General features: G+C 67.0%; 11 protein-coding genes. 9 read left to right on the plus strand and 2 right to left on the minus strand.

Going from position 1 to position 13,183, the window contains the following annotated elements; translation table 11 throughout:
- Positions 1 to 7: 7 nt before the first annotated feature.
- Both KT882_RS18345 and KT882_RS18350 read right to left on the minus strand, forming a co-directional pair.
- Positions 8 to 703 carry an N-acetylmannosamine-6-phosphate 2-epimerase gene (locus KT882_RS18345; protein WP_161071146.1) on the minus strand — a complete coding sequence of 232 codons (696 nt, stop codon included), beginning with the start codon at positions 701 to 703 and terminating at the stop codon, positions 8 to 10.
- Positions 700 to 1,428, minus strand: a complete 729-nt coding sequence (locus KT882_RS18350) for a GntR family transcriptional regulator (RefSeq protein WP_161071145.1) — start codon at positions 1,426 to 1,428, stop codon at positions 700 to 702. The genes KT882_RS18345 and KT882_RS18350 overlap by 4 nt, the downstream gene beginning before the upstream one ends.
- A 203-nt stretch (positions 1,429 to 1,631) precedes the next feature.
- Between KT882_RS18350 and KT882_RS18355 the strand changes: the two genes are divergently transcribed.
- From KT882_RS18355 to KT882_RS18395, 9 genes are read left to right on the plus strand one after another with little or no spacing between them, the layout of a single operon-like run.
- The gene (locus KT882_RS18355) at positions 1,632 to 2,879 is read left to right on the plus strand and encodes an ABC transporter substrate-binding protein (protein WP_228892952.1); all 1,248 of its coding nucleotides are present in this window, start codon (positions 1,632 to 1,634) and stop codon (positions 2,877 to 2,879) included.
- Positions 2,876 to 3,802, plus strand: a complete 927-nt coding sequence (locus KT882_RS18360; RefSeq protein ID WP_228892953.1) for an ROK family protein — start codon at positions 2,876 to 2,878, stop codon at positions 3,800 to 3,802. The genes KT882_RS18355 and KT882_RS18360 overlap by 4 nt, the downstream gene beginning before the upstream one ends.
- Positions 3,799 to 4,665: a carbohydrate ABC transporter permease gene (locus KT882_RS18365; RefSeq protein ID WP_228892954.1), complete on the plus strand. Its 867-nt coding sequence runs from the start codon at positions 3,799 to 3,801 to the stop codon at positions 4,663 to 4,665. The genes KT882_RS18360 and KT882_RS18365 overlap by 4 nt, the downstream gene beginning before the upstream one ends.
- A 1-nt stretch (position 4,666) precedes the next feature.
- Positions 4,667 to 5,509, plus strand: coding sequence for a carbohydrate ABC transporter permease (locus KT882_RS18370; RefSeq protein WP_161071141.1), 843 nt, complete (start codon positions 4,667 to 4,669; stop codon positions 5,507 to 5,509).
- A 5-nt stretch (positions 5,510 to 5,514) separates the two neighbouring features.
- A complete protein-coding gene (locus KT882_RS18375) occupies positions 5,515 to 8,079 on the plus strand; it encodes a glycoside hydrolase family 38 N-terminal domain-containing protein (protein WP_161071140.1) in 2,565 nt (854 codons plus the stop codon).
- The gene (locus KT882_RS18380; protein ID WP_228892955.1) at positions 8,076 to 9,569 is read left to right on the plus strand and encodes a DUF4127 family protein; all 1,494 of its coding nucleotides are present in this window, start codon (positions 8,076 to 8,078) and stop codon (positions 9,567 to 9,569) included. Before KT882_RS18375 ends, KT882_RS18380 begins: the two co-directional genes overlap by 4 nt.
- Positions 9,566 to 11,152, plus strand: a complete 1,587-nt coding sequence (locus KT882_RS18385; protein WP_228892956.1) for an FAD-dependent oxidoreductase — start codon at positions 9,566 to 9,568, stop codon at positions 11,150 to 11,152. Before KT882_RS18380 ends, KT882_RS18385 begins: the two co-directional genes overlap by 4 nt.
- Before the next feature lie 12 nt (positions 11,153 to 11,164).
- A complete protein-coding gene (locus KT882_RS18390) occupies positions 11,165 to 12,259 on the plus strand; it encodes an ABC transporter ATP-binding protein (protein ID WP_161071137.1) in 1,095 nt (364 codons plus the stop codon).
- Positions 12,259 to 13,128: an aldose 1-epimerase family protein gene (locus KT882_RS18395; protein ID WP_161071136.1), complete on the plus strand. Its 870-nt coding sequence runs from the start codon at positions 12,259 to 12,261 to the stop codon at positions 13,126 to 13,128. The genes KT882_RS18390 and KT882_RS18395 overlap by 1 nt, the downstream gene beginning before the upstream one ends.
- Positions 13,129 to 13,183 lie beyond the last annotated feature (55 nt).

The raw sequence follows: 13,183 nt of genomic DNA on the forward strand, positions 1-13,183 counted from the left end.
CGCTGTACTAGGCTTGCGGCGCCATGGCCTCTGCAAACCATTGCGTGACCAGCTCCGTGCGAGTGATGGCCGTACCCACCGTGACAGCCCAGGCACCGGCCTGGCGTGCCTGCACCACCTGCTCCGGAGTATGGATGCGGCCCTCGGCCATGACGCGCGGCAGCGTGGCGGCCAGCGTGGAGATCAGCGCATAGTCCGGCTCCTGCGGCACTTCGCCGCCGGTGTAGCCGGACAAGGTGGTGCCGACAATGTCGAAACCCAGCGCATGCGCGGCCAGCGCGTCCTCACTGCTGGAGCAGTCGGCCATGGCCCAGGCGCCGCCGGCGTGGATGGCCGCCAGCAGGTCCGCCACAGGCACCGGACGCGCACGCGCCGTGGCGTCCACCGCCACAATGTCGGCGCCCGCAGCGATCAGCGCGGCCACATCGTCAAGGAAAGGCGTGATGCGCACTGGCGAGTCGTCCAGGTCATATTTCACGATGCCGATAACGGGCACGGAAATGAACGGCCGCACCGCAGCCACGCGGGCCGCGCCCTCGATGCGCACGGCGCCGGCGCCGCCCATCACCGCCGCCATGGCGAAGCGGCTTACCACGTCGTGGCTGTCCAGCGGGCCGTCATCGACTGGCTGGCAAGAAACCACAAGCCTGCCGGCCATCACCTCGTCCAGCCTGCGCAGGCGGCGCTGCTTGTCCACGCTCATGCCGCACCATCCTCCGCGCCGTCCGCAGCACCGTCGGCGGATGCAGGGCGCAGCACGTTGACTTCGAAGCGGTAGCGGTCGGCGCGATACAAGCTCTTGCCGTACTCGAAGATCTTGCCGCTGCTGGTGATAACCTGGCGCTCCACCAGCAGCGCGGGGCTGAACGGCGCCACGTCGAGCAGGTCAGCCTCGTCCTCGTTAAGCACCGTGGCGTGGATCTGCTGCGTGGCCGACTTGATGTGCAGCTGGTAGTTGCGCTCGATGAGTTCATACAGCGAGTGCGTGGCCAGCAGCGTGGGATCGAAGTCCGGCACCGATTCGCGCACCAGGTACACGGTCTCCAGCGCCATCGGCTCGTCGTTGGCGAAACGCAGGCGGCGAATCTCGATCGCCTCCGCGCCCGGCATCATCTTGAGCTTCTGCGCCAGCTTGGCGCCTGCGCGCATCACGCGGGTGGAGAGCACCTCGCTGGACGGCGTGAGGCCGCGCTCGCGCATGTCCTCGGAAAACGAAATCAACTGCAGCTGCTTGACCAGCGCCTGGCCCGACACAAAAGTGCCGGCGCCCTGCTTGCGCTGCAACAGGCCATCCTTCTCCAGGTCGCGCAGGCTGCGGCGCAGCGTCTCGCGCGCCACGCCCAGGCGCTCGGCCAGTTCCCTTTCAGACGGCAGGCGGACGCCCTCGCCGTTCTGCTGTATCAGGTTCAGCAGGTTCTGTTTGAGCATGTCGCGCTTTTGGGCGCGGTCCAATTTCTCGGCTTTTTCCAAAGGCATTCTCCATGAAGGTAGGTCGGATTGGTACATTTTAGCATCAGAAAACACACAAAAGTAGACCAGTGGATTATTTTTAGACGAATATCGATATTTCCAGCATTTTTCTATACCATTGGTATATTATTGATGAACTGACCTTGTGAACCACTACAACTATGCCCAACAAGCTGATACGCCCCGCCCTGGCCGCCTGCGCACTGCTGTGCAGCCAGGCCGCCATGGCGGCGCAGCAGGTGCAATTCTGGACCATGCAGCTCTCGCCCCACAACGACGCCTATATACAAGGCGTGATCGGCGCATTCGAACGCAGCCATCCCGGCGTGTCCATCAAATGGATCGACGTGCCCTGGGCCGAGATGGAACGCAAGACGCTGGCGGCATTGGCTGCGCGCTCCGCGCCGGACGTGGTCAATCTGAATCCGCAATTCGCCGCCAAGCTGGCTGAATTCGGCGCGCTGGCCAATCCGGAAGCCTATCTGTCGCCGGAGCAGGTGCAGGCCTTCCTGCCCGCCGTGTGGCGCGCCAACCGGCTGGACGGCAAGACCTTCGCCATGCCCTGGTATTTGAACACCAACGTCACGCTGTACAACAAGGACATGCTGGCCCGTTCCGGTTCCGCCCTGCCGGCCACCATGGAGCAACTGGCTCCCGCCGCGCGCGCCATCAAGCAGCGCACCGGCAGCTACGCCTACTTCCCCGCGCTGGACGCCAGCACGCCGCTGGAGGCGCTGGTCGCAGCCGGCAATCCCCTGCTCAGCGCGGACGGCTGCAGTCCAGGCTATACCAATGCAGGCGGATCGCGCCTGTTCGAGACCTACCGCATGCTGTACCAGGACGGCCTGGTGCCCAGGAACGTGGTCACCGAAGGCCACCGCAAGGCCGTCGAGATGTTCCTGTCCGGCGAAGTGGCCATGGTGAGCACCGGCATGCAGTTCCTTGGCTATATAAAGAACACCAACCCCGGCATCTACGGACAGATAGGCGTGGCGCCGCAGATCGGCTCGGGCAGCGCGCCGGCCAGCATTGCGGCCATGAATATCGCGGTGCTGGAGAGTTCCGGCGCCAAGCACGCCGCCTTCGCCTTCGCGCAGTTCCTCACCAGCGCCGCCAACCAGACCGAGTTCGCCAAGCGCGTGCCGGTGCTGCCGTCCACCACGGCCAGCTACAGCGACGCCTTCTTCAGCGCTCCGCTGGGCGATCCTCTGATGGAGGCGGCGCGCGCACTGTCCGTTCAGCAGGTGAAGACCGGCGCTGTGCTGGTGCCGCCGGTGCGCAAATACAGCAAGCTGCGCGTGAGCTATGCGCGCAATCTGCAGGCCGTCATGCTGGGCAAGCAGACCACGCCGCAGGCCATGCGCGCGCTGGACAAGGAATGGCGCGCCGTCCTGGGGTGCGGAGCATGACGCGCGCCTGCTACGCCGTTGACGTGGGCGGCACCAAGATCGCCGCCGCGCTGGTTGACGAAACCGGACGCGAACTGGCGGCCTGCCGCCGCCCTACCAATGCCGCGCAAGGCGGAGCAGCCGTGCTGGAAGCCATGGCGGCTTGCATCGACGAGCTGTCGGCGACACTGGCCGCAGGGCATGCCGGGCAAGGCTACACCGTAGCGGGCATAGGCATCTCCGCCGCCGGCGTGATCGATCCGGTGCGTGCAGCAGTGGCCGACGCGACGGATGCCATGCCGGGCTGGAAAGGCACGGAGCTGGGCGCGTGGTTCAGCCAGCGCTACGGAATGCCTGTGTATGCAGCCAACGACGTGCACTGCGCGCTGCTGGGAGAACTGTGGCTCAACCCCGCGCTGGCGGGCCGCCAGGGCACGGTTGCGATGCTGGCGCTGGGTACGGGCCTGGGCGGCGCCATCGCGGTCCAGGGCCGCATCCAGGCGGGCAAACACTTCCTGGCCGGCCACTTCGGCCGGGCGCTGGTCTACGACGCCAGCAGCGGCAAGGCCGTGCCGGTGGAATCGCTGGTATCCGGCACCGGATTACAGAACCTTTACAGGCGCGGGCACAGCGCGCAGGCCGGACAGGACGGCGCGGCAATCATGCGCCTGGCGGCCAGTGGCGACGTTGCTGCATCGTCCGCGCTGTCCACCTGGCTGGACCACCTCGCCCTCCAGCTGCACAACATTTACTGGACCTGCGACCCAGAAGTGCTGCTGCTGGGCGGCGGCGTAACCGACACGCGCCAGCTCTGGTGGGACACGCTGCTTGAACGCGTCGCCGCGCTGGGAGCCAGCCTCGATATCCAGCCCGCCGCTCTGGGCAACCGCGCCGGCATTGCCGGCGCCGCCAAACTGGTTTGGAATGCCGACGAAAAGCTATGAGAAAACTGGACCACCCTTTACTGCCCTATCTGTTCCTGCTGCCCGCTTGCGGCATCGTGGGCATGTTCGTCATCTACCCGGCCTTGCAGGCGATCGCGCTGAGCTTCACCAGCTTCAATATGATCACGCCGCCCGCCTTTGCCGGCCTGGCCAACTACCGCACGCTGTGGCAAGACCCCTTCTTCTGGTCAGCCTTGCGCAACACATTGCTCTACCTGGCGCTGGTGGTGCCGGTGCTGGTGACGCTGCCCATCTTCCTGGCCATGCTGGTGAACCGCGCGCTGCCCGGCATCACGCTGTTCCGCGCCGCGCTCTACCTGCCCGCCATCACCTCGCTGGTGATCAGCGGCCTGATATGGAAGTGGGTGTATGAAGAAAAAGGCATCCTGAACTACTTCCTGCTGGCCACGGGCCTGACGGACAACCCGGTTGCCTTCCTGACCGATCCCGCGCATGCGCTGTTCAGCGTCATGGCGGTCACGGTCTGGGGCGGCATGGGCTATTACATGGTGATCTACCTGGCGGGCCTGCAATCAATCCCGCGCCACCTGTACGAAGTGGCCGAGGTGGAAGGCGTGAGCAAATGGCAGCAGACGCTGCACATCACCATACCGCTGCTCAAGCCCTCGGTGGCGGTGGTCACCGTCATGTCCTCCATCTCCGCCATGAAGGTGTTCGAGGAAGTGTACGTCATGACGCAGGGCGGCCCGCTGGATTCGAGCAAGACGCTGGTCTACTACATCTATCAATCCGCATTCGAGGAATTCGACATGGGCTACGCATCGGCCATCGGCGTGGTGCTGTTCGGGATCACGCTCGTGTTCTCGCTGATTAATCTGCGCCTGCTGGGAAGGAAAGCCTGATATGGCAACGTCCTTCCGCCGCCAGCGCTTGCTGGGCAACGCGCTGCGCTACCTTGCGCTCACGCTCCTGACGCTGCTCACCATCGGACCTTTCCTGTGGCTGCTGTCCACCTCGCTGAAGTCCGGCGCAGAGAATATCTTCGCCTACCCGCCGCAACTGCTTCCCGCACAGCCGACTCTGGACAACTACCGCCGCGTGCTCGATACGCAGCCCTTCCTGCAATACCTGAAGAACAGCATCATCGTCGCCGTGCTGGCCGTTGTATGCAACCTGCTGTTCTCGTCGCTGGCCGCCTACCCGCTGGCGCGCATGCGCTTCAGGGGCAAGGGCCTGGTCTTCGGCGTGCTGCTGGCGTCCATGATGATTCCCTTCCAGCTGCTGATGATCCCCGTCTACCAGCTGGCAATCTGGCTTGGCCTGCAAAACAGCTATCTGGGCCTGGTGCTGCCGCACGCCTGCACCGCCTTCGGCATCTTTTTCATGCGCCAGGCGTTCTCCACGCTGCCGGATGCGCTGGAAGAATCCGCGCTGATGGAAGGCGTATCGCGGCTGAAGATCTGGTGGTACGTGCTGCTGCCGCTGGTGAAGCCCTCGCTGGCAACGCTGGCCGTGTTCAGCTTCATCGGCGTGTGGGGCGACTTCCTGTGGCCGCTGATTATTGTCGACCAGCCCGCGCTGTTCACGCTGCCGCTGGGCGTGAACCGGCTGTCCAGTACTTTCTCGCTGGACTGGCGCCTGGTGGCCGCCGGCGCTGTCTTCTCGGTGCTGCCGATCCTGCTGTTCTTCGGCTTCACACAACGTTATTTCATTGAAGGTGCATTAAAAGGAGCGGTAAAGGGATGAGCAGTATGGACACAAGCACAAGCAGCCGCACCGGCGTCAGCGTGGTGGTGCAAACGCACTGGGACCGCGAATGGTATCTGCCGCATCAGACTTTTATCGCGCGGCTGATCCACGTGATGGACCAGGTGGCAGGGCAGCTGGAATCCGGCGCGCTGCAAAGCTTCCTGTTCGACGGCCAGACCGCCGCCATGGAAGACCTGCTGGGGCACTGCGAGCCCGAGCTGGCCGGGCGCGTGCGCAAGCTGGTGCGCGAGCAGCGCATCGTACTGGGACCGTGGTACGTGATGGCGGACCAGTTCCTGTGCGCGGGCGAAGCGCTGCTGCGCAACCTTGAAATCGGCATTGCCGACGCCGAGGCGCTGGGCAATTGCCAGCGCGTGGGCTACCTGCCGGACACATTCGGCCATATCAGCCAGATGCCACAGATACTGGCTTCCTTCGGCATCCACTCCGCCGTCATGTGGCGCGGCGTGGACATTTCCGCCTCCGAATTCGACTGGCATGCGCCGGACGGCACCGTCGTGCCTTCGGTGTTTTTGACCCAAGGCTACTACCAGCATCCGTTCAACGTGGAGAACTGGCAAGCGGCGCTGGACACCTACCTGGGCCAGATCGGCCCGCGCAGCCAGGGCGCGCCGCTGCTGCTCACGCAGGGCGGCGACCACCTGGTATCGACCAGCCACCTGGCCGAACGCATCGCCCAATACAACGCCGCGCAGCCGCAGTACCTGCTGAAACAGGACACGCTGGCGGGCTATGTGGACGCGGCCCTGGCGGCCCATCCCGACCGCATCGCGGTGCACGGCGAGCTACGCCAGAACGCGCAGGCCTTCGTGCTGCCGGACGTGCTGTCCACCCGGCGCTACCTCAAGCGCCTGAACCAGGAAGCGGAAGACCGCCTGCTGGGCGTGGTCGAGCCGCTGTATGCGCAGCTCGCGCTGCCGGGCGCGCATCCGGCGCGCTACCTGGAGCAATGCTGGCGGCTGCTGATCCAGCAGCAGGCGCACGATTCCATCTGCGGCTGCAGCGTGGACGAAGTGCACACTGAAATGGAAGGCCGCTACGTGCTGCTGAGCCAGAAGCTGGACGCGCTCACCGAACGCGCAGCGGCAGGCGCCGGCATGATAGCCCTTGCCGCGCACGCCCATTCGGGCAACCCGTTTGCCGACGACGGCAGCTTCACGCTGTTCAACCCGCAGCCGCATCCCTTCAGCGGCTGGCAGAAGCACACGCTGTTCCTGGCGGGCGATGCGGCCGGCGCGCTCGATCTGCGCGGCCCCGAGGGCGCCATCAGCCACGCCATCCTGGATGTGACGCCGCACAGCATCCTGCGCTCGCCGCTGGACGACTTCCCGGACAAGCTCCACGGCCATCTCTACCGCGTGGCGATACGCTGCGAGCTGCCCGGCATGGGCGCCCTCGCCTGCACCGCGCAGCCCGCAGCCGAGGGGCGCGCGGCGGAAGGCCTGGCAACCAGTGCGGCCAGCATCGAACACGCCGCTACCGAACTGCGTTTCGCCGACGGCCGCCTGTACTGGACCGACAAGCGCAGCGGCGCCACCACCTCCGATCCGCTGGCGCTGCTGCATGAATTGGACGCGGGCGACAGCTACAACTACTCCCCTCCGCCGCAGCAAAGCACCGTCCTGCAAGACCGCTTCGAACTGCTGGGCGTCCGCAGCAACGGCCCCGTTCAGGAGATGACGCTGGCCATCCGCATGACTGTGCCCGCGCGCCTGGCGGAGGACCGCAGCGGCCCGTCCGGCCAGACTGAGAACACCGGAACCCTGCGCCTGCGCCTGTGGGAAGACAGCACGGCCATCGAGTGCCTGCTGGACTGGACCAATCAGGCATGCGACCAACGCACCCGTTTGCTGCTGCCGGTAGCGGACACGCTGGCCCACACCGCCAGCGACAGCGCCTTCAGCTGGGAGCAGCGCCCCGTGGTGCTGGCGGACTACCCCGCGCAGCCATCGCGCCGCGAAATGCCGGTATGCGTTTATCCAAGCTACAGCGCCATCGCCGCAGGCGACCTGGCCTTCGCGCACCGCGCCATGCAGGAATACGAAGTGCTGCAGGCCGGCGGACGCCGCTGGCTCGGCGTCACGCTGGTGCGCAGTGTAGGCTGGCTGTCTCGCCGCGACCTGGTGACGCGTGGCGTGGGCGCGGGTCCAGACCTCGCCACGCCGGGCGCCCAATGCCTTGGCGCCGAACGCTACGAATTCAGCTTCAGCCGCGTGGCCGATGCCGCCGAGTCGCCGCAGCAGGTACTGGCCCAGGCGCTCCGCCTGCGGCGCGCGCCAGTGCTGCTACGCGGCCACAGCCAGCAATGGCGCCAGCCCTTCGAGCTAGGCAATCCCGCCCTGCAGAACGCCGCCCTGCGCCGCATGCAGGTTCCGGCGAGCGGCGATGCCGAGCTGGAGCTGCGGATCTGGAACCCCACTGGCGTCCCGCAGGAACTGCGCACCGCAGGCACAGCCTGGCGCCGCGTGCGCGCAGACGGCACACCGGCAGAAGGCGGCAACGTCGTCGCGCCGCACGCCATCGCCACCTTCCGGAGGCCTGCATGAGCCCGCGCCGCATCGCCGCCCTGCCGGTTGACGGCCGCCCCGCCGTGCGCGAGCAGGTACAAATGCTGGCGGCCCTGGCGGGCTGGCAGCTGGCCATGCCTGAAGTGAATCAGCTCGGCCACCTGAAGCGCCCGGCGGACCGGCAGCAACTGGCCGACTGGCTGCTGGCGCAGGCGCCGCACGCCGATGGCTTCGTCCTGTCGCTGGACATGCTGGCCTACGGCGGCCTGGTGCCGTCCCGCTTCATCCCGGACACGCTGGCCGAGCTGGAAGCCTGGCTGGACCTGGTGCCGCGCCTGAAAGCCGCCGCCCCCGGCAAGCCGGTGTATGCGTTTGCCGCCACCATGCGCATCTCGAACAACAACGTCAACCAGGAAGAAAAGGATTACTGGTCCGAGTACGGGCAGCTGATCTGGAACTGGTCCTATACAACGGACCAGGCCAACCAGCTCGGCGCCAGCATCGAAGCTGCGCTGGCGGCCGCCGCCGCCATTCCGGACGCGATCCGCAGCGACTACCTGGCCACGCGCGAACGCAACCTGCAGCTCACGCTGCGCGCGCTGGACATGGCGGCAAGCGGCCTGATAGACCGCCTCGTGCTGCCGCAAGACGACACCGCCGAATACGGCTTCAATATCGCCGAACGGCGCCTGCTGGAGCGGCGCATTGCGGAGCTGGGCCTGTCCGGCAAGGTGCTGGTCTATCCGGGTGCGGATGAAGTCATGCATACGCTGTGCGCGCACATGGTGGCGGCGCAGAGCGCAGAACCGCCGCTGTCCTTCTACGTGCATTGCAGCGACCCGCAGCACGTGGGCAGCCTGCGCGCGCTGTACGAAGACCGGCCAGTGCTCGATGCCGTCGCCAGCCAGATAGCCGCAGCCGGCGCGCGCCAGGTGGACAGCAGCGCCGAGGCGGACGTGATCCTGGCCGTGCACACACGCGGCGGACAGCAAGGTGACTGGGCCATGCGCAAGCCACTGCCCGATCCGCAGCCGCTTGCCTCTGGCTGGCTGGAGCAGCTGGCCGCTTGGCACGCGCAAGCCAAGCCGGTTGCGGTGGCCGACCTGGCCTACGCCAACGGCGGCGACCCGATGCTCATCGCCCAGCTGCCGCAGGCGCTGCCCTTGAACACGCTCGCGGCCTACGCGGCCTGGAACACGGCCAGCAACAGCATAGGCAGCCTGGTGGCGCAATGCGTGCTTGCGCGCGGGCGCCGCCACACCGCCGCCAACCGCGAAGTACTTGCGCTGCGGCTGCTGGAAGATGTGCTGTACCAATCCGTGTTGCGCCAGACCGTGCGCACAGCCATCGACGAAGACGCGTGCAGTGCAGAACACCTGCGCAGCCTTGTTGAATTGACTTACACCAGCCACGCCAACGCCTGGGCAAGCGCACAAGGCCTGGGTTGGCAGGTGCGTGAAGTCTATCTGCCGTGGGACCGCACATTCGAAATCGGCCTGCGCCTGCAAGCGGCGGAGGCATCGGCATGATAGCGCGCATCGATACCGAAATCGCCGTGATCGGCGCCAGCCTGGGTGGCGTGCTCGCTGCATGGCAGGCGGCGCAGCAGGGCCGCCGGGTGCTGCTGGCAGCCGAATATGCATGGCTGGGCGGGCAATTGACCAGCCAGGGCGTGCCGCCGGACGAGCATCCGCTGATTGAATCCGGCGGCGCCAGCGCCAGCTACATGGCCATGCGCACCGCGCTGCGCGCGCACTATCTGGCCCAGCCCGGGTTCCGCGACAACACGGCCATGACGGAAGGCTGCAATCCGGGCGACGGCTGGGTGAGCCGGCTTTGCGTGGAACCCGCCGTCGCGGCGGAGTATATAGAGCAGCTGCTGGCCCCGCACATCGCGTCAGGCCGCATGCGCATACTGCGCGGCGTGCGCCTGTGCAGCGCGCAGCGTGCGGGCCGCACCATCGTCAGCGCCACCGTCATCGACGGCGAGGGACTGCGCACCGATATCCACGCGCCCTGGTTCCTGGACGGAACCGATACCGGCGCACTGATCAAGGCAGCCGGCCTGCCCTACCGCCTGGGCAAGGAAGCGCGCAGCGAGTTCGGCGAACCGGACGCGCCGGAGACGGCGGACCGCAACGACCAGCAGCCCGTCACCGTGGTCATGGCCCTGCGCCGGGAGGCAAGCGCCTCGGCCGCAGCAGCCGAAGCGCCGCCGGGCTACGCCTTCTGGTCGCGCTACCTGGTGCCGCACTACGGCTACGCGCAGTTCAGCGAGTACATCCCCGGCAGCGGGCGCGGGCAAGCCGTGCGCCTGCCGCTGTTCGGCAGCGGCGCCACGCTGGACCTGTGGCGCTACCGCCGCGTGGTCAGCGCCGCCAACTGGCAGCCGCCGCGCAGCGAGGTGTCGCTGGTGAACTGGGCGCAGAACGACTACGCGCTGCATCCGCTGCTGGACGGCGGCATGGATGAAGCAGACGTGGTGGCCGCCGCGCGCGAGCTGTCGCTTTGCCTGCTGCACTGGCTGCGCACCGAGGCGCCGCGTCCGGACGGCGGCGCCGGCTACCCGGAACTGGCGCTGGCGCCCGACGTGCTGGCCACGCCGGACGGCCTGGCGCAGCAAGTGTATGTGCGCGAATCGCGCCGCATCATCGGCCTGGCCTGCCTGTCGCAGGCTGACATCCTGCCCGGCGGCGCGACTGCAACGCCTGGCAGCGATGCGGACTCGCACAACGTCGGCGTCGCCTGGTACAACATGGACATCCACCCAACGGTGGTGTCCGGCCACGGCGTGAACGCCCGCGTGCGCCCGTTCGAGCTGCCGCTTGGCAGCTTCATTCCGGCCGATTGCAACAACCTGATCCCGGCGTGCAAGAACATCAGCGTGACCCACCTGGTGAACGCCTGCACCCGCGTCCACCCGGCCGAATGGCTGATCGGTGAAGTGGCGGGCCTGCTCGCCGTGTTTGCGCTCGGCTGCGGCCAGCCGCTCGCCGCCATCCACGGCAGCGCCGAACTGCGGGCCGCCTTCCGCCAGCAGCTGCGCGCAGCCGGGATTCCGCTGGAATGGGACCGCGCGCTGCTGGCCCGCCTGCCCGATATTCAACACTGATACGAACTACGCATGTCTACACTTTCTCTGCAAGGCATCAAGAAGCGCTTCGGCGCGCACCAGACCATCCACGGCGTGGACCTCGAGGTGGAAGCGGGCGAATTCGTCGTCTTCGTCGGCCCCTCGGGCTGCGGCAAGTCCACGCTGCTGCGCATGATCGCAGGCCTGGAGGACGTATCCGAAGGCAGCATCCGCATCGGCGGCATGGACGTTACCCGCTCCGCCCCGAGCGCGCGCGACGTGGCCATGGTGTTCCAGTCCTACGCGCTTTACCCGCACATGACGGTGCGCCAGAACCTGAGCTTCGGCATGCGCATGCGCAAGGTGGACAGAGCCGTCATCGCCGCCAAGCTGGAACGCGCCGCCGCCATCCTGCAGCTGCAGCCCTACATGGAGCGCAAGCCCGCCGAACTGTCAGGCGGCCAGTGCCAGCGCGTGGCCATCGGCCGCGCCCTGGTGCAGGAGCCCTCCGTGTTCCTGTTCGACGAGCCGCTGTCCAACCTGGACGCCGAGCTGCGCCTGCGCATGCGCATCGAGATCAGTGCGCTGCACCGCGAGCTGGGCAAAACCATGGTCTACGTCACGCACGACCAGGTGGAAGCCATGACCTTGGCCGACAAAATGGTGGTGCTGCGCGCGGGCCGGATAGAACAGGTGGGCCATCCGCTCGACCTGTACGCCAATCCCTGCAACGAATTCGTCGCAGGTTTCGTCGGTGCGCCCGCGATGAATATGCTGGCGGGCCAGTACCGCGCGGAAGGCGCGAACGCCGCCATCACGTTGGACGGCGGCGCGCTGCTGGACTGCGCGCTGGCAGCGCAAGGCGCGGCGGCGGGCGGCGCCTGCAAGGCCGGCGTGCGCCCCGAACACTGGCAGATAGGCGGCGACGGCCTGCTCCTGGCAACCGTGACCGTGGTTGAACGGCTGGGTGCAAGCAGCTATATCCACGCGGTTTGCGGCCAGCACACGCTGTGCGTGGAAACGCGCGCCGCCCATGCGCCGTTGGCGGGAGACAGCATATCGCTCACGCCCTTGCCCGGCATGGTCTACCTGTTTGACGACGCGGGCCGCACCATCTCCGCGCCCAAAGCGGCAGGCACGCGCTGATGGACCAGGTAAGTCTCGCGAACGGCCTGCTGCACTGTGTCGTGGCGCTGCGCGGCGCGGAGCTGCGCAGCCTGGCCGACGCCGGCGGCGAGGAATATCTGTGGCAGCGCGATCCCGCCGTGTGGGAGGACAGCGCGCCCATCCTGTTCCCTGTGGTGGGCCGCTTGAAGGACGGCGGCTACCGCCACGCAGGCAAGCGCTACGAGCTGCCCATACACGGCTTTGCGCGCCACTGCCGCTTTGCAGTACGGGAGACGCAAGCAGACAGCGTGCTGCTGGAACTGCAAAGTACGCCGGCCACGCTGGCCTGCTATCCGTTTGCGTTCACATTGACCGTGCGCTTCACGCTCGAAAAGAACTGCCTGCGCGTGGTCTACAACGTCCACAACACCGGCGCCGAAAACATGTACTTCTCTCTCGGCTCGCATCCGGGATTCAGGCTACCCCAGGATGGCGGCGCCAGCTGGCGCCTGCTGTTTTCCGAATCGCCACAGCAAGTGCGCCAGCTCGATGGCCCCTTGCTGGGCGCTGCATCCCGCCCCTATTCCCTTGGCCCCGGCAACAGCCTGCCGCTGTCCCCCGGACTGTTCGACGACGACGCCCTGATCTTCACGCAGATGCATGCGCGGCATGTGGCGCTGGCGCGCGCGGACGGCGCCACCCGGCTGGTGCTCGACACCGGCGGCGCCCCCGACCTGGGCATATGGTCCCGGCCCGGCGCCTCCTACATCTGCATCGAACCCTGGCATGGCTATGACGACAGCGCCGCCGTCTCCGGCGAACTGCGCGACAAGCCCGGCATAGTCGAACTGGCCGCCGGCGCCACCTTTTCCACTCATTACGCCATCACCGTGCATCCCAGCACGTGAGGGCGCTGCAAGCGCGTGCCGGCGGGCGACCACGCGTTCCATCGGCCGGATGCCG

It is taken from the genome of Pseudoduganella aquatica (assembly GCF_020865585.1).
Classification (GTDB): Bacteria; Pseudomonadota; Gammaproteobacteria; order Burkholderiales; family Burkholderiaceae_D; genus Rugamonas; species Rugamonas aquatica_A.